Genomic DNA, 16,355 nt, shown 5'->3' on the forward strand with positions numbered 1-16,355 from the left:
AGCAAGCTCTTAATCCATTCGCTCGACTTGCATGTATTAGGCACGCCGCCAGCGTTCATCCTGAGCCAGGATCAAACTCTCCAATAAAGTTAGTTTGTCTAGCATCTAAAATAAAAATTGACGTTTCACGTTGTTTGTTTCGTTCAGTTTTCAAAGAACTACTTAGTCGCTCATTTGCGACTTCCTTATGTTAACATCTTCGTTTTTCGATGTCAACTAAGTTTTTCAATTTCTTTTTTGTCGTTTTCTGCGTTTCTGCATCAGCGACGTTTATTAATATAGCATGCAGAAAAACGAAATGCAACACCTTTTGAAAACTTTTTTAAAACAACTACATTTCTTTTTTAATATCATATACTTAAACGAAATATCTCTTTCATTTCTAAGTAATTCCTACATATATTCTATAGAAAGTCACTCTGTCCAAAAACGTTTCTTTCTATATAAACGTTTTATTCATATACCATATCATACAAGGAGGAATATACATGGACTACACCGATTTATTAATAAAACTAGGTCTCTCAGCTATTTTAGGATTCGCTATCGGTTTAGAACGCGAATTAAAACGTAAACCACTCGGTTTAAAAACTTGTTTAGTTATTTCTATTATTAGCTGCCTCTTAACTATTGTTTCTATTAAAGCAGCTTACAATTTACCACACACTGACCATATGAATATGGATCCACTTCGACTGGCGGCTCAAATTGTGTCAGGAATCGGTTTTTTAGGTGCTGGTGTTATTTTACGAAGAGGAAATGATAGTATTGCAGGACTAACTACCGCAGCTATGATTTGGGGTGCTTCTGGTATCGGCATTGCCGTCGGAGCTGGCTTTTATCTCGAAGCCATTTTCGGGATGTGTTTCCTTATGATTAGTGTAGAACTCATCCCATTAGCTATGAATTTTTTAGGCCCCAGGTCATTACGCCAACGCGATATTGCCGTCAAACTTGTTGTACGAGATATGGACAATATCCCTATTGTCATTGAGGAAATAAAAGCAATGGATATAAAGGTTAAAAATATGAAGCTCAAAACATTAGAAAGTGGTTCTCACTATTTACATCTTAAATTGTCTATCGATCAAAAAAGACATACCGCTGATGTTTACTACGCCCTGCAACACCTCGAAAGTGTTCAACAAACTGAAGTCGAAAGTATGTAACATGAAACAAGCTCTCTTTTTAATTAGGGAGTTTTTCTTTTTTCTATAATGGTAACAATGAATGTAGTCCTGCAAAGTAAGGAGGAATACAAAATTGAAATCGCGCCCGAACTTAGTAGATACATTTCGTGATTCCATTATTTTTCGTTTAATTTGTTTTATTATTGTACTTACTACTTTCTCTGGTTTTCTTATACATACACTAGAACCCACTCACTTTATTACATGGTTCGATGGGATTTGGTGGTCAATCGTTACAATCTTCACCGTTGGCTATGGTGACTTTGCCCCGCATACAACGATAGGGAAACTTATTGGAATAGGCATTATTTTATTAGGAACTGGATTTTGTTCTTATTATATGGTTCTATTTGCTACCGAAATGATTAGTAAACAATATATGAAGATTAAAGGAGAAGAAGCGGCTACTTCTAGCGGACATATGATTATCGTTGGTTGGAATGAACGTGCCAAACACGTTGTGAAACAAATGCATGTATTACAACCAAATCTTGATATCGTTTTAATTGATGAAACACTCTCTTTACTTCCAAAACCATTTCATCATTTAGAATTTATAAAAGGCTGTCCACACCACGATCAAACTTTACAAAAAGCAAACATTACAACAGCACACACAATATTAATAACGGCTGATAAAGAAAAAAATGAAAGCTTAGCAGATACACAGTCCATTTTAAATATTTTAACTGCAAAGGGACTTAATCCAAACATTCACTGTATTGCTGAACTACTTACTTCAGAGCAAATACAAAATGCAACGAGAGCAGGGGCATCAGAAATTATAGAAGGAAATAAATTGACAAGCTATGTATTTACCGCCTCCCTTTTATTCCCTTCTATTTCTGGTGTATTATTTTCGCTCTACGATGAAATCTCTGATAACAAATTACAACTGATGGAACTAGCTCCATCATGTATAGGACAAACTTTCGCTAATTGCAGCTACACTCTTTTAAAACAAAATATCCTCTTATTGGGTATAAAGCGTGATGAACAATATATGATTAATCCAGTTCATTCTTTTATTATCATTGAAAGTGACGTACTCATTGTTATTCGCCATTAAAAAAATGCTTTTCTAGTTCTTGCACTAGCACTTTACCAATATCGATATACTTTCTTTTCACATCTCCATCTGGATCTTTCGGTTCAGCAAACTGATCTAAGCTCGTCCCAGCAGCTAACGTATTTACTTCATTATCTAGTTCGTCTTGATATACGTGCGAAATAATATACGGTGTTTCAAGACGAACTACTACACCAGGCACATCTAGCTCTCCATCCACAGCCGTAAATGGCACTCGTAAAAATTGGTAACCATCTTCTTCGTCAATTTTGTAATCAAAGCATCCTTTATCATAATCCCAATTGCCACCAATACTATATCCAAGTGGCTTCATAACCTCTTCTAACTTATATAACGCATATGTACACCCTACTAAATTTGATTGAATCGGAATCAAATCAATCCCTCCTAGACCTTTCCTTTAGCATACCCATTCCATTCTGAATATATATGAGATTCAATCCGGAATGTCGGCTACTCGTCAAAAAATCCCATAAAAAAAACTGTTGGGGCTCGTCCCCAACAGTTTTTTTATTTTAAACGCTCTTCTAATTCTGCTTTTAGTTCTTCGAATCCTGGTTTTCCAAGTAGAGCGAACATGTTTTTCTTGTATGCTTCTACTCCCGGTTGGTCAAATGGATTTACGCCTAATAGGTAGCCGCTCATCGCACATGCTTTTTCGAAGAAGTATACAAGGTAACCGAATGTATACTCGTTTAGTTCTGGAATATTTACGATTAAGTTTGGTACTCCGCCGTCGCTATGTGCAAGTAATGTACCTTCGTATGCTTTTGTGTTTACGAAGTCTACAGTTTCACCAGCAAGGTAGTTTAATCCATCTAAATCGTTGTCATCTAATTCGATTTTTAGTTCATGTGTAGATTTACCTACTTTAAGAACTGTTTCGAATAGATCACGGCGACCTTCTTGAATGTATTGACCTAATGAGTGTAAGTCAGTTGAGAAGTTTGCTGAAGATGGGAAAATACCTTTTTGATCTTTTCCTTCACTTTCACCAAATAACTGTTTCCACCACTCAGAGAAGTATTGAAGTGCTGGCTCGTAGTTAACAAGCATTTCAATTGTTTTCCCTTTATTGTATAGAGCATTACGAACTACTGCGTATTGGTAAGCTGGGTTTTCTTCAAGTTCTGATGTCGCGAAGTCATCATGACCAGCAGCTGCACCTTTCATCATTTCTTCAATGTTTAGGCCACTTACTGCGATCGGTAATAAACCTACTGGTGTTAATACAGAGAAACGACCGCCAACATCATCTGGAATAACGAATGTTTCGTAACCTTCGTTATCAGCTAATGTTTTTAAAGCACCACGCGCTTTATCTGTAGTTGCATAAATACGTTTGCGAGCTTCCTCTTTGCCGTATTTCTCTTCTAATAATTTACGGAAAATACGGAATGCGATTGCAGGCTCTGTTGTTGTACCTGATTTGGAAATAACGTTAATAGAGAAGTCTTTACCTTCTAGTACGTCCATTAAATCTTTCATGTAAGTGGAGCTAATGTTTTGTCCAACAAATAGCACTTGTGGAGTTTTACGTTGTTCTTTAGAAAGCGTGTTGTAGAAAGAATGGTTTAACATTTCGATTGCTGCACGTGCTCCTAGGTAAGAACCACCGATACCTACAACAAGTAAAATGTCAGAGTCATTTTTAATTTTTTCTGCGCATTTTTGAATGCGAGCAAATTCTTCTTTGTCATATTGAAGCGGAAGCTCTACCCACCCAAGGAAATCGTTCCCAGCTCCAGTTTTTTCGTGGATTGCATGGTGTGATACTTTTACTGCATCACGTAAATAAGTTAGTTCATGTTCACTGATGAAGGATAACGCTTTAGAATAGTCGAACGTTACATGTGTACTCATCTTTTTCCCTCCAATTATGTATATGTATTTCTGTATTCACTTTAGCGAAACTAAAGTTGTAAATCAAGCGATTCAACAATTGTAAACGTAACCATTATTTATTTTTTAGAAAAAGTTCATTTTTCGCATAAAAATTCGCATTTTTCGGTATAGATGTATATACATCCTTTTTCGTACATTATTTATGTATAAAAACACCAAAACTACACCATTCTATAAAGGAGTTACATTTTCTTATTAACTCTTCGCTTGCTCATGCTTCACATTAAGGGGGGCTTTTTCATGAGTACTCTGCAACGTATCGCATTAGTCTTCACTGTAATCGGTGCTGTTAACTGGGGACTGATCGGGTTCTTCCAGTTTGACTTAGTGGCTGCCATTTTCGGTGGACAAAGTTCAGCTCTCGCACGTATTATTTATGGCATCGTTGGTATTTCTGGGCTTATCAATCTTGGTTTACTATTTAAACCATCCGAAAATCTTGGTACTCACCCAGAAACACATGAAATTCGATAGTCAGTATGTCTTTTTCATCTCCGACATACGAATATGATTGCATGCAATCATATTTGCAAATATATATCATAAGACAAAGTAAAAGAGGAACGCTCATATGCGCTCCTCTTTTACTTTGTTAACTCTGATTCTTCAATCCATTCCGTTAGCTTTTCACGCAGCGTATTGAACCCTTTATCGGTTGGCTTCGGTATAAGAACCCTTCCTTGTTTTCTTTTCGCCGCTTTTAACGATAAACTCATTTTTCTGTGCTCTTCATCAATTGAAAGTACTTTTACTTCTACTGTATCGCCGACCTTTAAAAAGTCATGAATATCCTTTACATATCCATTTGTAATTTCAGATATATGCACAAGTCCTTGTGTTTCTGCATCTAACGCTACAAATGCACCGTAATCTTGAATTCCAGTCACTTTCCCTGTTACAACCACTCCTGTTGTATATTGTTCTGACATATGAAACACTCCCATACGTTTACCATTTTCTCTACAATTGTAGATAGCAAAGCAGATGTATTTATTGTTAAATATCCGATTGGTTAGTACTTATCCTCAGTAAAGCTATCTAGAATAAGTACACCTTATATTAGTAAATTATACCACTATGATAGAACTCATTCAAAATTCACGAAGAAATTTCCTATAATACGTATAATTCTCCAATATTGGGATAGAATACTAACACATGGCTTTCTAGTATTCCCCCCCTTTTATGGACAAAACGTATTGTGTTTTGTCCTTTTTTTATTCTCTACGAACCGTTCCATTCTCTTCATTGCTTCCATAAGTTGCTCAAGCGATGTCGCATATGAACAACGAATGAATCCTTCACCACTGTCTCCAAATACACTTCCGGGGACAACAGCCACTTTTTCTTCTAATAATAACTGTTCTGCGAATTCTGCTGAAGATAGTCCAGTTGAAGCAATGGAAGGAAAGACATAAAATGCTCCGCCCGGTACATGACATGTTAAGCCCATTTCATTGAAAGATGTCGTCATAAAGTTGCGACGCTTTTTATAACTATCTCTCATTCGAATTACTTCATCATTTCCTGCACGCAATGCTTCAAGTGCTGCAAATTGAGACATCGTCGGTGCACACATCATTGAATATTGATGAATTTTAAGCATTAATTCTGAAAATTGAACAGGGGCTGCAATCATACCAAGACGCCATCCCGTCATCGCAAATCCTTTTGAAAATCCTGAAATTAAAATCGTATGGTCACGCATATTTTTAATACTCGCGAAACTTGTATATACTTCGTCATATACGAGCTCTGCATAAATTTCATCAGATAATACGATTAAATTATATTTCTCCACAATGACTGCTAGCTTTTCTAATTCGGATTTATTTAACATTGCACCTGTTGGGTTATTTGGAGAACAAAGTAAAATCGCCTTTGTTTTTGCTGTAATAGCTGCTTCAATTTGATCTGGTTGTACTTTAAATTCATCTTCTAATGAAGTCGCTACTGGAACCGGGACTCCGCCAGCCAACGTAACAAGCGGTGCATACGAAACGAAGCTTGGTTCAATAATAAGCACTTCATCATCAGGATTTACAATAGCGCGCATCGCTACATCTAGCGCTTGGCTCGCTCCAACTGTAACAATGATTTCATCATTTGGATCATAAGATACTGCAAATTGTTTTTTTAGATACTTTGCTATTTCTTGACGGAGCTCTAATAATCCTGCATTTGCTGTATATGCTGTATATCCTTGCTCTAAAGAACGAATACATGCTTGCCTTACATTCCAAGGTGTAACAAAGTCAGGCTCTCCCACTCCGAGTGAAATAACACCTTTCATACTCGCCGCTAAATCGAAAAACTTTCGAATGCCGGATGGTTGTAAAGATTCTGCTACTCTAGATAGTTCAAATTGCTTCATGGTGTCACCACAATTCTCTTATCATCATCAGTTTTTTCATAAATAATGCCCTCATGTTTATACTTCTTCAAAATAAAATGAGTTGTCGTAGAAACAACGGATTCAATTGTTGCTAATTTCTCAGAAACAAACATCGCTACTTCGCCCATCGTTTTTCCTTCTAACGTAATAGAAAGATCATATGTACCAGACATTAAATAAACTGATTTCACTTCTGAATAGCGATAAATTTGTTCAGCAACTGCATCAAAACCAACGCCACGCTTCGGTGTAACTTTCACATCAATCATTGCTGTTAAACCAGTATGTTCTTTCACTTTTGTCCAATCGATATGTGTTACATAGTCCACGATAATTTTTTCACTTTCTAATTTCGCAACCATCTTTTTCGCTTCTTCTACATCTATACTTAACAGCTTCGCTAATACTTCTACAGATAAACGACTATTTTTTTCAAGGCAAGCTAACAATTCTAATTCCTTTTCAGTCATCATATAACTCATCCTCTCTTTTGTTTTTGTCTAAATTATACAAATAGCCTTCCCTGTTTGAAAAGAAGATTTTTTTAGAGAATTATGTAAAAATAAAGTGAAACTTTAATCAGTGGGAGGTTCATTCCCACTGATTATTATCCCGCACCAATCGGGTTAAAGATGAAAGGGGATGGAACCGTGAAACCAAAAGTATATATTGCTGAGCCAGTTCCAACATTTGTAGAAACTTATTTATCGGAACACTGCGATTACGAAACATGGGATCAAAATGAGAAAGTACCTCGTGATGTTTTATTAGAAAAAATAAAAGATAAAGATGGATTACTTAATTTCGGCTCAGCCATAAATGAAGAGTTATTACAAGCCGCTCCTAACTTAAAAGTAGTGAGCAACATTTCTGTTGGTTACGATAATTTTGATTTAAAAGCAATGCAAAGTCGAAATGTCATCGGAACGAATACACCATACGTATTAGATGATACGGTAGCTGACCTTGTTTTCGCCCTTATGTTATCTGCTGGTCGCCGCGTGTGTGAACTCGATTCATATGTAAAAAACGGTGAATGGAATGCTGAAATCGGAAAAGAACACTTCGGACTAGATGTGCACCATAGTACAATCGGTATTATTGGAATGGGGCGAATCGGGGAAGCGGTCGCAAAACGTGCGAAATTTGGATTTGATATGAACATTCTTTACTATAATCGTCGTCGTAAGGAAGACGCTGAGCAAAAATTTGACGCTACATATTGTGATTTACAAACGCTAATCAAACAATCTGATTTTATTATTCTTCTTACTCCATTAACAGATGAAACGTATCATCTTATCGGAGAAAAAGAATTTTCATTAATGAAAGAAACAGCAATCTTCATTAATGCCTCTCGAGGGAAAACAGTAGATGAAACTGCATTAATTCATGCATTAACAGAAAAGAAAATATTTGCAGCTGGTATCGATACATTTACACAAGAGCCTATCCAAAAAGATAATCCGCTCTTATCATTGCAAAACGTTGTGACTTTACCGCACATCGGATCTGCAACATTAAAAACGAGACAGCAAATGGCAATGACAGCTGCTGAAAATTTAGTAGCAGGATTACAAGGAAAAACACCACCTAATATTGTGCGTGGATAATAAAGTGAAACTTTAATCAGTGGGGGATATCCATCCCCCACTGATTATTAGTCCTCACCAATCAGGCTTTTACGGGCAGCCTGACTCCCACAAATAGCGGGATAAATAAGCGTAAGGCAAGATGGCATAGTCATCTTGCCTTTTTTTGTTAACATATCTTTTTCTTACTTGGAGATGATATGAACAAAAATCAATGGAGTGACAAAAAATGAATCATGAATGCAAATGTCCTTACTTCACTTTTTCCACTCGCGGCACTACTATTCATTACGAATTGTATGAACATAATAATATTAATAAAGGGCGACCTACTTTCGTACTCGTTCACGGCTTCCTATCTTCCTCATTTAGCTATCGACGCCTCATTCCTTTATTAATGAAAGAAGGTACAGTAATTGCCCTGGATTTACCTCCATTCGGAAAAAGTGATAAATCTCATCTCTTTAAGTATTCTTATCACAATTTAGCGGCTATTATTATCGATCTGATAGAACATCTAGCTCTCTCGGATATTGTATTAGTTGGTCACTCTATGGGTGGACAAATTTCACTCTATGTAAACCGCCTACGCCCTGAATTAATTTCAAAGACGATTTTACTATGCAGTTCTAGTTATTTAGCACGCGCAAATTTGCCTTTACTGTACTCTTCTTATTTACCGTTCTTCCATTTATACGTGAAGAACTGGATTATTCGAAGAGGCATCGTTCATAACTTAATGAATGTCGTTCATGACCATTCATTAATTGATAATGAAATGATGGAAGGCTACGCTGCTCCTTTTTATGATAATCGTATATTCCCTGCCTTAACTCGAATGATAAGAGATCGTGAAGGTGACTTATCTTCAACTGAATTACAAAAAATCGAAACGCCAATATTACTCATTTGGGGTGAAAAAGATCGCGTCGTCCCTTTACAGGTAGGACGTCGCTTACACAAAGATTTACCTAATTCAACATTTATCTCTTACGAAAATACAGGTCACTTACTACCTGAAGAAAAACCCGAACATGTTTATGAAGAAATCATGGCATTTTCCGCGCGATAAAGCGGGATAAAGTGAAACTTTAATTAATCCGAACGAACTAAAATAAACAAAAAGGCTGTCGAAAATTCCGACAGCCTATAATGAACAACTTCCACCTTCTTTTAGTACAAGTAATTCCACAGCTAACTTCTCACATTTTTCAAGCGCAGGCACTTCCTCAAAAGACATAAAGTATATATGTTGAATCTTCTTTGCGATATATTTTGGATCGTCAAACACACTTACAACGTTCACAACATCGCTCGCTTCTGTTTCGTAAAACTCTGGTCCCATTTGAAACGGGTCCCAATTTTTCACAACCTCTATCATCTTTTCATATGCACCCATCTACTTCCCGCCTTTTCACTTTTTAGTGCTTTTCTTTATCGTATCACATCAGCTATTCTATAAGAAGAGAGAGAACTTTCATAACTTAACGGTTTTACAGAAGAAAGGGGAAAACATATGCAGCTATTTCATAAAACGGTAAATCGTCGCGGAACACATAGTACAAAATGGGATACATATAAAAACGAAGAACTCATTCATGCTTGGATTGCCGATATGGATTTTGAAGTACCAAAACCAATTCAAGCTGCATTACAAAAACGGATAGAACATCCTATTTTCGGCTATACACTTCCTCCCGAAAATATTGGAGATATTATTTGTGATTGGGCACAAAGCCAATACAATTGGGATATACAAAAAGAGTGGATTGTATTTAGCGCAGGCATCGTTCCAGCTCTTAGTACAAGCATACAAGCTTTAACGAAAGAAGGAGAATCCGTACTCGTACAACCTCCTATTTATCCACCATTTTTTGAAATGGTCACAACGAATAACAGGAAATTATGTGAAAGTCCATTACAGAAACAAAATGGCACATATGCGATAGACTTCGAGCATTTAGAAACGCAATTTCAACAAGGTGTAAAACTGATGCTTCTTTGTAGCCCTCACAATCCTATCGGACGCGTTTGGACGAAAGAGGAACTAACAAAGCTCGGTACGTTATGTACAAAATATAATGTAACCGTTGTCGCGGATGAAATTCACGCTGATATTATTTACGCAGGTCATACCCATACACCGTTTGCCTCTTTATCTGAAGAATTAGCAGCGCGCACAATTACTTGTATGGCTCCGAGCAAAACATTTAATATCGCCGGGTTACAAGCATCTATCATTATTATTCCGGATGAAAAACTCCGTAATGCCTTTACGTCTATTCAATATAGACAAGGATTCCACGGATTAAATATATTTGCTTATACAGCAATGCAAAGTGCATATGCAGAATGTAATGATTGGCTAAGTGAAATTCGATTATACGTTGAAGAGAACGCTCGATTTGCTTGTGAGTATATTCAAAACCACATACCAACTCTTTCTGTAATTAAACCAGAAGGTAGTTTTTTACTGTGGATTGATTGTTCACGCTTGAACCTTTCTCAAAATGAGCGAACAACATTACTCGAAGAGAAAGGGAAAATCATCGTTGAACCTGGTGAGAAATATGGATCGGGTGGAACTGAGCATATTCGAATCAACATCGGCTGTCCAAGGTCCGTCTTAGAAGAGATTTTAAACAGACTTCGCAATACATTTTCATCGTAATATAACAGAAGCTACCTTCAATGGTAGCTTCTATTTTTTCTTCATCTCTGACGCTTTTTTAACAATAACACCGCAAGCAATTCGATCACCAGATTTTCCTGTCGGTTGTGTCATACCATCATCAGGTTTTTCTGTAATTATAATAGACGCTCCATCTTTTCTATGAATCGTCGTTTTCCCTTCTTCAAGTGTTATATGCGGCGCGTCGATTTCCGCTTTAATCTTTCCAGAACCGTCTGCAACTACGTTCGGTAAATCACCGTTTTCTGCACCTTTCGGATTGAGGAGTCCGTGCTTTTTCTTATCTGGATTAAAATGATTCCCCGATGATTCAAAACGAGGTGCTTTACACTCTCCAATTTCGTGTACATGTATTCCATGCGGGCCTGGTGTAAAACCTTCCGCTTTAATCTTAATCTTCACTCCACTTGTTTGTTGAACGACTTTTGCAGTCCCAACTTCATCACCTGAAGCATTATGTAATTTCACATCAATTTCTTTCGGCTTTCCTTGGTCACAACCCGCCATCAGAAATAACAAACAACAACTGAAAAAAAGCCGTCTTTTCATTCTATTCCCTCCAAAATACATTCTGCCCTTAGATTGTCCGAGCATAGAGGGAAACATACAAAAATGAATTAGTGTTTCTTCTCAGCTAAAAGCTTCTCTTCTACTTTCTGTAATCGCTCTGCTTCTCGTTTTGATACACGAATGAACATACGCCACGTAGCAATCGCACCGATGATAAATAGAACGCAAACAATACCTGGAATAATATATTCTGTTTTATCTTCCGGAAAATATAAAGGCATCATATGGAACACTCCTTATCAGGGGATTCATAAAAATAAACATCAGAATTTTCTGTTATATTATTTTAAATTATAGTTGAACCCATTCATATTCTCAAGGACATTCCGTGAACGAATGATTTCTTTGACTCCTTCACGCACTTTCCTTACTATTAATTTGAGGTGAAAAATATGAGAGAAACATTTGAAATTGGTGAAATCGTTACTGGTATTTATAAAACTGGAAAATATATCGGCGAAATTACAAATAGCCGCCCTGGCAGTTACGTCGTAAAAGTATTAGCTGTTTTAAAACATCCAGTGCAGGGTGATTTACATAATGTAAAACAAGCTGATGTACCATTTTTCCATGAAAGACGCGCTTTAGCTTTCCGTGAACAGACGAACATTCCAGAGCAAATGGTGAAAAAATATGAAGGAGAAATCCCGGATTATAGAGAGTCACTAAAATTAGCATTAGAAACTCAAATGAATTCATTTTCTGAAGATGATTCACCTTTTGCAGGGCGTAGTCTAGAAACACTTCAGCAATTGAAGCAAGATTACAAACTCTAAAAAAAACAAAACGACCAAATTACATATTGTGCAATTTGGTCGTTACTGTGTACTCACTTTCTTTAACACTTTCGAAAAATCAACAAGCTCCCCTAATGTTGGAGGTGCTGGTTTGACTAAATACTCTTTATCTTTTTCTACTAACTTAAAAATATTATATGTCGTCATCGCATCATCAAGCGCACAATGATGCTTTCCTGTTCCTACTTTTCCATACGCCTCAATCGCTTTCCACAACCCTGTTTGATTTCGCTCCCCAAAAAACTTCTTATACTCAAGCGATAAATCACGGAACTGTCCGAAGAACGGAAATGCTACTCCCGCCATTTCGCAGTTATGCTTCAATACTTTCATATCCATATTTCCCCACGTTACAATTGTCGGTTTGCATCTCTTTTCATATTCGGCAAGTTTCTCAACAAGTTCATGAAAAGAAATTCCTTTGTCCACTACTTCTTGTTTAATTCCTAAAAATTTTTTACATCGATCCGTTAAGGACGGAAATGTTTTTGGCCTGACATGTGACGAATACGTATCTTCCACCTTACAACCAACAACTGAAACGAGTCCTACCTCAATAATTTCTGGAAAAAAACCTTTTGGTTTTTTTCTATGCTGGGGCATCGTAAACTCAAAGTCTAAAAATAAAAATCGTTGTTCATCCATACGATCCCTTCCTTGTCATTTTTGTCATTCCTTTCTATTTGGCACTCCTACACGAACAAGCTCGAACGCTGATTCCATTTTAAATATTCGGATTGGATGTATCTTATATATATGTCAAATGCCCGCAAATATTTTAAAAAATAAGAAAAAATGACCTATGCAGAAAATATGACAAAATAGCCCCTTTCATTTACATCCGCCATTTTCCTACTTTATAATGACGTTATGTGTGTTTCTTCTAGAATATTTTTGACACACTAAGAAAAGTGAATGAAAGGAGCTGAGAGTTTTGCACGAAACAACGCAAGAGCTCGCAAACTGGCAGTATTATTTTGCTATCGCAGTCTTTTTAATTACATATGCCATTATTATTTCTGAAAAAATTAACCGCGCTGTCATCGCACTTCTTGGTGCAGCACTCATGGTAATTGTGGGTGTCGTTGACTTACACAACGCCTTTACGAAACATATCGAATGGGGAACTATTACGTTACTCATCGGTATGATGATTCTAGTAAACATTACAAGTAAGTCAGGGGTCTTCCAATACGTTGCCATTAAAGCTGCAAAAGGAGCACAAGGAAATCCAATTAAAATTTTAATTTCACTTTCCTTACTTACCGCGCTTGGCTCCGCATTTTTAGATAACGTTACAACAGTACTTCTTGTTGTTCCAGTTACTTTATCTATTACGCGCATACTGCAAGTAAATCCTGTTCCATATTTACTTTCTGAAATTATTTTTTCAAACATCGGAGGAACAGCAACATTAATTGGTGATCCACCAAATATTATGATTGGCTCTGCAAATAAGCATTTAGATTTCAATGCTTTCTTATTAAACTTAGCACCTATCGTAATTATTATCATTGCTGTTACAGCGACAATGCTTTACTTCATGTACCGTAAGCAATTAATTGCTGATCCTGTACAAGTTAAAAAATTAATGAGCTTAGATGAAAAACAATACATTAAAGATCCAGTATTAATGAAGAAATCTTTAACAGTACTTGGACTTACTATTGTAGGTTTCATGACTCATTCCATTTTCCATATTGATGCAGCTATCATTGCCTTAACTGGCGCTACTGTACTTATGCTAATCGGTGTGAAAGAACATGAAATTGAAGAGGTATTCGCTAGTGTAGAGTGGGTAACAATCTTCTTCTTCGCGGGACTATTCGTACTCGTTGGAGGACTTATCGACATCGGTCTTATCAAAATGTTAGCTCAAAAAGTAATTGGAATAACAGGCGGAGATATTTCTTACGCATCTATTCTTATTCTATGGGTATCTGGTATCGCCTCTGCAACAATCGATAACATTCCATTCGTTGCAACAATGATCCCACTTATTAACGATATGGCAGTCGGACTAGGTTTATCACCTTCTGACGCGCAAATCGACGTACTATGGTGGGCATTAGCATTAGGTGCTTGCCTAGGTGGAAATGGAACATTAATCGGTGCTTCTGCTAACGTAATCGTAGCCGGAATCGCAAGTCGTGAAGGACATAAATTTAGCTACATGGAATTCCTAAAAGTTGGCTTCCCAATTATGATTGTTTCATTAATCATTTCTCACATTTACATTTACTTACGCTACCTTATGTAGTAGAAAAAGCGCCCTGCCAAGCAGGGCGCTTTTTTTCTGGAACAAAGCTCAATATATAAGCGCAATTTCAAATATATCGACGGTTTTCTCATTATATCGACTTATCAACAAAAAACGGCAAATCTACTCGTTATATCTCACCGGTTCATTCCGAATAATAAACAAATGAATCGGCAAGAAAACCGAAAATGTGATTGTATGAATGATAGTAAATAGTATGGCATTCGTTCCGTATCTATCTAAAATAGCGTAGATGAGATAAATAGACAGCACAATCGACACAGCCGCTGCTAGCAAACTTATAACTGGTACATAATTAAAGATGAAACATGCGACATATATACCGAATACTTTCCATCCTGCTTCTTCTTTCAAGAAATCTGGCAATTTATCTTTCGCTAAGTCACCCCATGTCTTACTATTTAAAAAAGGAATAAACGCAAGAACACCATCAGTTGCACCATCATTTTTCGCCATCGTATAAAGTGCAAAAGCCGTTAACAAATACGAAATAATGGCCCAAATTAAAACGACAAGAACGAACGCAAAACTAAGAGCAAAGAAACCTGCTAGTACGCCTTGATCTTCCATCTTATCCTCTCCTCTCTCTTCTCAACATATTTCATTAACCTACAAGTTATGTTTTAAAATTCATCCAAACTCTCTGTATAATAATATGAGAAAGATAATAAGAGAGGAGAACGTACTTATGCATCCGTTTGTAAAAGCATTACAAGAGCATTTTACAGCTCATAAAAATCCTGAAAAAGCAGAACCGATGGCACGTTATATGAAAAATCACTTCCCATTTCTCGGTATTCAAACTCCCGAGCGAAGACAATTATTGAAAGACGTCATTCAAATACATACTCTCCCAGATAAAAAGGACTTTCAAATTATCATACGTGAGCTTTGGGACTTACCAGAACGTGAATTTCAAGCTGCCGCACTCGACATACTACAAAAATATAGAAAACATATAAATGAAACTCATATCCCCTTTTTAGAAGAACTTATTGTTACAAAATCTTGGTGGGATACTGTCGACGGCATCATCCCTACATTTTTAGGTGATATCTTTTTAAAACATCCAGAATTAATTTCCGCATATATTCCAAAATGGATTGCATCAGAAAACATATGGCTACAACGTGCCGCTATTTTATTCCAGCTGAAATATAAACAAAAGATGGATGAAGAACTCCTTTTCTGGATTATCGGACAACTGAACTCATCAAAAGAATTTTTCATTCAAAAAGCGATCGGCTGGGTCCTTCGTGAATACGCAAAAACAAAGCCTGATGTAGTTTGGGAATACGTTCAAACTAACAAACTCGCTCCGTTAAGTAAACGCGAAGCAATTAAGCACATTAAACAAACTTACGGAATAAATAACGAAAAAATAGGCGAGACTCTATCATAGATAGGCAGGTTCCTCTATTGTGATTTAAAAAAGAACGTGATAGAATATGTTCATTATTATTAATATAAGTAGCGATGACGGACTTATAAGTACTTGCACAAAAGCGATTCAGGGATAGTGAAAGCCTGAAACCGCAAGGAAACGGCAGTCTCGAGCAATACGTGATGAAAGTGGATGTGCGAAATGCGCATCAACTAGGGTGGAACCGCGGGTATATACAAGCTCGTCCCTAGGCAAAATTGCCTAGAGACGAGCTTTTTTATGTTTAAAAGCGGAGGTGACTTGCTCAGAACAGGAGGGCATTGGAGCTCCTGACGAAGAGGCGCTTTTTGCCTCACAGGAAGGCGCGAAATGACCAACTGTTCTAGTCACCGGAGCTGGATATACCTAAAAGCGGAAGCGGCTCGTTCAAAATGTGAGGCGGAAATAGCTCGTTTCACA

At 36.9% G+C, this 16,355-nt stretch carries 19 protein-coding genes and 1 rRNA gene; 9 read left to right on the plus strand and 11 right to left on the minus strand.

Annotation, left to right across the window (positions count from 1 at the left end; all coding sequences use genetic code 11):
* Positions 1–87, minus strand: a 16S ribosomal RNA gene (locus ACTFQM_RS19325); the annotation flags it as partial.
* A 401-nt stretch (positions 88–488) separates the two neighbouring features.
* Between ACTFQM_RS19325 and ACTFQM_RS19330 the strand changes: the two genes are divergently transcribed.
* Both ACTFQM_RS19330 and ACTFQM_RS19335 read left to right on the plus strand, forming a co-directional pair.
* Entirely contained in the window at positions 489–1,169 is a 681-nt protein-coding gene (locus ACTFQM_RS19330; RefSeq protein ID WP_002173983.1) for an MgtC/SapB family protein, read from the plus strand.
* 94 nt (positions 1,170–1,263) lie between these two features.
* Entirely contained in the window at positions 1,264–2,259 is a 996-nt protein-coding gene (locus tag ACTFQM_RS19335) for a potassium channel family protein (protein WP_002173984.1), read from the plus strand.
* Here the strand turns inward: ACTFQM_RS19335 and ACTFQM_RS19340 are convergent.
* On the minus strand, positions 2,246–2,656 hold the full coding sequence (locus ACTFQM_RS19340; RefSeq protein WP_440035842.1) for a YugN-like family protein: 411 nt from the start codon (positions 2,654–2,656) through the stop codon (positions 2,246–2,248). The genes ACTFQM_RS19335 and ACTFQM_RS19340 overlap by 14 nt on opposite strands.
* Positions 2,657–2,790: 134 nt before the next feature.
* Positions 2,791–4,143, minus strand: coding sequence for a glucose-6-phosphate isomerase (locus ACTFQM_RS19345; protein WP_002173986.1), 1,353 nt, complete (start codon positions 4,141–4,143; stop codon positions 2,791–2,793).
* A gap of 282 nt (positions 4,144–4,425) precedes the next feature.
* Between ACTFQM_RS19345 and ACTFQM_RS19350 the strand changes: the two genes are divergently transcribed.
* Positions 4,426–4,659: a DUF378 domain-containing protein gene (locus tag ACTFQM_RS19350; RefSeq protein WP_002173987.1), complete on the plus strand. Its 234-nt coding sequence runs from the start codon at positions 4,426–4,428 to the stop codon at positions 4,657–4,659.
* Between the two features lie 110 nt (positions 4,660–4,769).
* On the opposite strand, the gene yugI is transcribed toward ACTFQM_RS19350, so the two are convergent.
* From yugI to ACTFQM_RS19365, 3 genes are all read right to left on the minus strand, one after another.
* Entirely contained in the window at positions 4,770–5,114 is a 345-nt protein-coding gene (gene yugI / locus ACTFQM_RS19355; RefSeq protein WP_002173990.1) for a S1 domain-containing post-transcriptional regulator GSP13, read from the minus strand.
* A gap of 254 nt (positions 5,115–5,368) precedes the next feature.
* Positions 5,369–6,559 carry an aminotransferase gene (locus ACTFQM_RS19360; protein WP_440035846.1) on the minus strand — a complete coding sequence of 397 codons (1,191 nt, stop codon included), beginning with the start codon at positions 6,557–6,559 and terminating at the stop codon, positions 5,369–5,371.
* On the minus strand, positions 6,556–7,053 hold the full coding sequence (locus ACTFQM_RS19365; protein ID WP_002173992.1) for an Lrp/AsnC family transcriptional regulator: 498 nt from the start codon (positions 7,051–7,053) through the stop codon (positions 6,556–6,558). Before ACTFQM_RS19365 ends, ACTFQM_RS19360 begins: the two co-directional genes overlap by 4 nt.
* A gap of 159 nt (positions 7,054–7,212) precedes the next feature.
* On the opposite strand from ACTFQM_RS19365, the gene ACTFQM_RS19370 reads away from it, so the two are divergent.
* Together ACTFQM_RS19370 and ACTFQM_RS19375 are read left to right on the plus strand one after the other, a co-directional pair.
* A complete protein-coding gene (locus ACTFQM_RS19370; protein ID WP_440035849.1) occupies positions 7,213–8,193 on the plus strand; it encodes a 2-hydroxyacid dehydrogenase in 981 nt (326 codons plus the stop codon).
* 208 nt (positions 8,194–8,401) lie between these two features.
* Positions 8,402–9,244, plus strand: a complete 843-nt coding sequence (locus tag ACTFQM_RS19375) for an alpha/beta fold hydrolase (RefSeq protein ID WP_327916485.1) — start codon at positions 8,402–8,404, stop codon at positions 9,242–9,244.
* 75 nt (positions 9,245–9,319) lie between these two features.
* Here ACTFQM_RS19375 and ACTFQM_RS19380 read toward each other — a convergent pair whose 3' ends face one another.
* Entirely contained in the window at positions 9,320–9,571 is a 252-nt protein-coding gene (locus tag ACTFQM_RS19380; RefSeq protein ID WP_002173995.1) for a YugE family protein, read from the minus strand.
* A gap of 117 nt (positions 9,572–9,688) precedes the next feature.
* Here ACTFQM_RS19380 and ACTFQM_RS19385 point away from each other — a divergent pair, with 117 nt between their 5' ends.
* Complete coding sequence (locus tag ACTFQM_RS19385; protein WP_440035853.1) at positions 9,689–10,843, plus strand: MalY/PatB family protein; 1,155 nt, start codon at positions 9,689–9,691, stop codon at positions 10,841–10,843.
* 30 nt (positions 10,844–10,873) lie between these two features.
* On the opposite strand, the gene ACTFQM_RS19390 is transcribed toward ACTFQM_RS19385, so the two are convergent.
* Together ACTFQM_RS19390 and ACTFQM_RS19395 are read right to left on the minus strand one after the other, a co-directional pair.
* Positions 10,874–11,413, minus strand: coding sequence for a superoxide dismutase family protein (locus ACTFQM_RS19390; RefSeq protein ID WP_440035856.1), 540 nt, complete (start codon positions 11,411–11,413; stop codon positions 10,874–10,876).
* A gap of 68 nt (positions 11,414–11,481) precedes the next feature.
* Positions 11,482–11,658 (minus strand): hypothetical protein, encoded by a 177-nt coding sequence (locus tag ACTFQM_RS19395; RefSeq protein WP_176547726.1) that lies wholly within the window; start codon positions 11,656–11,658, stop codon positions 11,482–11,484.
* A gap of 168 nt (positions 11,659–11,826) precedes the next feature.
* Between ACTFQM_RS19395 and ACTFQM_RS19400 the strand changes: the two genes are divergently transcribed.
* Positions 11,827–12,210 (plus strand): kinase-associated lipoprotein B, encoded by a 384-nt coding sequence (locus ACTFQM_RS19400; protein WP_002173999.1) that lies wholly within the window; start codon positions 11,827–11,829, stop codon positions 12,208–12,210.
* A 42-nt stretch (positions 12,211–12,252) separates the two neighbouring features.
* Here ACTFQM_RS19400 and kapD read toward each other — a convergent pair whose 3' ends face one another.
* Positions 12,253–12,876, minus strand: coding sequence for a 3'-5' exonuclease KapD (gene kapD / locus ACTFQM_RS19405; protein WP_048375290.1), 624 nt, complete (start codon positions 12,874–12,876; stop codon positions 12,253–12,255).
* 289 nt (positions 12,877–13,165) lie between these two features.
* Here kapD and ACTFQM_RS19410 point away from each other — a divergent pair, with 289 nt between their 5' ends.
* Positions 13,166–14,491 (plus strand): ArsB/NhaD family transporter, encoded by a 1,326-nt coding sequence (locus ACTFQM_RS19410; protein WP_440035859.1) that lies wholly within the window; start codon positions 13,166–13,168, stop codon positions 14,489–14,491.
* 123 nt (positions 14,492–14,614) lie between these two features.
* Here ACTFQM_RS19410 and ACTFQM_RS19415 read toward each other — a convergent pair whose 3' ends face one another.
* The gene (locus ACTFQM_RS19415; protein WP_440035862.1) at positions 14,615–15,082 is read right to left on the minus strand and encodes a hypothetical protein; all 468 of its coding nucleotides are present in this window, start codon (positions 15,080–15,082) and stop codon (positions 14,615–14,617) included.
* 118 nt (positions 15,083–15,200) lie between these two features.
* Between ACTFQM_RS19415 and ACTFQM_RS19420 the strand changes: the two genes are divergently transcribed.
* Positions 15,201–15,914 carry a DNA alkylation repair protein gene (locus tag ACTFQM_RS19420; protein ID WP_440035865.1) on the plus strand — a complete coding sequence of 238 codons (714 nt, stop codon included), beginning with the start codon at positions 15,201–15,203 and terminating at the stop codon, positions 15,912–15,914.
* The last annotated feature ends 441 nt before the right edge of the window (positions 15,915–16,355 follow it).

Source organism: Bacillus cereus group sp. MYBK30-2 (assembly GCF_051915945.1).
Classification (GTDB): Bacteria; Bacillota; Bacilli; order Bacillales; family Bacillaceae_G; genus Bacillus_A; species Bacillus_A paramycoides.

What these genes read in the sequence shown, in the direction of transcription:
- yugI (WP_002173990.1), bottom strand. Translation starts at nt 5,114, where the DNA reads ATGTCAGAACAATATACAACAGGAGTGGTTGTAACAGGGAAAGTGACT.
- ACTFQM_RS19330 (WP_002173983.1), top strand. Translation starts at nt 489, where the DNA reads ATGGACTACACCGATTTATTAATAAAACTAGGTCTCTCAGCTATTTTA.
- ACTFQM_RS19375 (WP_327916485.1), top strand. Translation starts at nt 8,402, where the DNA reads ATGAATCATGAATGCAAATGTCCTTACTTCACTTTTTCCACTCGCGGC.
- kapD (WP_048375290.1), bottom strand. Translation starts at nt 12,876, where the DNA reads ATGGATGAACAACGATTTTTATTTTTAGACTTTGAGTTTACGATGCCC.
- ACTFQM_RS19365 (WP_002173992.1), bottom strand. Translation starts at nt 7,053, where the DNA reads ATGATGACTGAAAAGGAATTAGAATTGTTAGCTTGCCTTGAAAAAAAT.
- ACTFQM_RS19395 (WP_176547726.1), bottom strand. Translation starts at nt 11,658, where the DNA reads ATGATGCCTTTATATTTTCCGGAAGATAAAACAGAATATATTATTCCA.
- ACTFQM_RS19390 (WP_440035856.1), bottom strand. Translation starts at nt 11,413, where the DNA reads ATGAAAAGACGGCTTTTTTTCAGTTGTTGTTTGTTATTTCTGATGGCG.
- ACTFQM_RS19385 (WP_440035853.1), top strand. Translation starts at nt 9,689, where the DNA reads ATGCAGCTATTTCATAAAACGGTAAATCGTCGCGGAACACATAGTACA.
- ACTFQM_RS19420 (WP_440035865.1), top strand. Translation starts at nt 15,201, where the DNA reads ATGCATCCGTTTGTAAAAGCATTACAAGAGCATTTTACAGCTCATAAA.
- ACTFQM_RS19360 (WP_440035846.1), bottom strand. Translation starts at nt 6,559, where the DNA reads ATGAAGCAATTTGAACTATCTAGAGTAGCAGAATCTTTACAACCATCC.
- ACTFQM_RS19415 (WP_440035862.1), bottom strand. Translation starts at nt 15,082, where the DNA reads ATGGAAGATCAAGGCGTACTAGCAGGTTTCTTTGCTCTTAGTTTTGCG.
- ACTFQM_RS19380 (WP_002173995.1), bottom strand. Translation starts at nt 9,571, where the DNA reads ATGGGTGCATATGAAAAGATGATAGAGGTTGTGAAAAATTGGGACCCG.
- ACTFQM_RS19400 (WP_002173999.1), top strand. Translation starts at nt 11,827, where the DNA reads ATGAGAGAAACATTTGAAATTGGTGAAATCGTTACTGGTATTTATAAA.
- ACTFQM_RS19370 (WP_440035849.1), top strand. Translation starts at nt 7,213, where the DNA reads ATGAAAGGGGATGGAACCGTGAAACCAAAAGTATATATTGCTGAGCCA.
- ACTFQM_RS19350 (WP_002173987.1), top strand. Translation starts at nt 4,426, where the DNA reads ATGAGTACTCTGCAACGTATCGCATTAGTCTTCACTGTAATCGGTGCT.
- ACTFQM_RS19345 (WP_002173986.1), bottom strand. Translation starts at nt 4,143, where the DNA reads ATGAGTACACATGTAACGTTCGACTATTCTAAAGCGTTATCCTTCATC.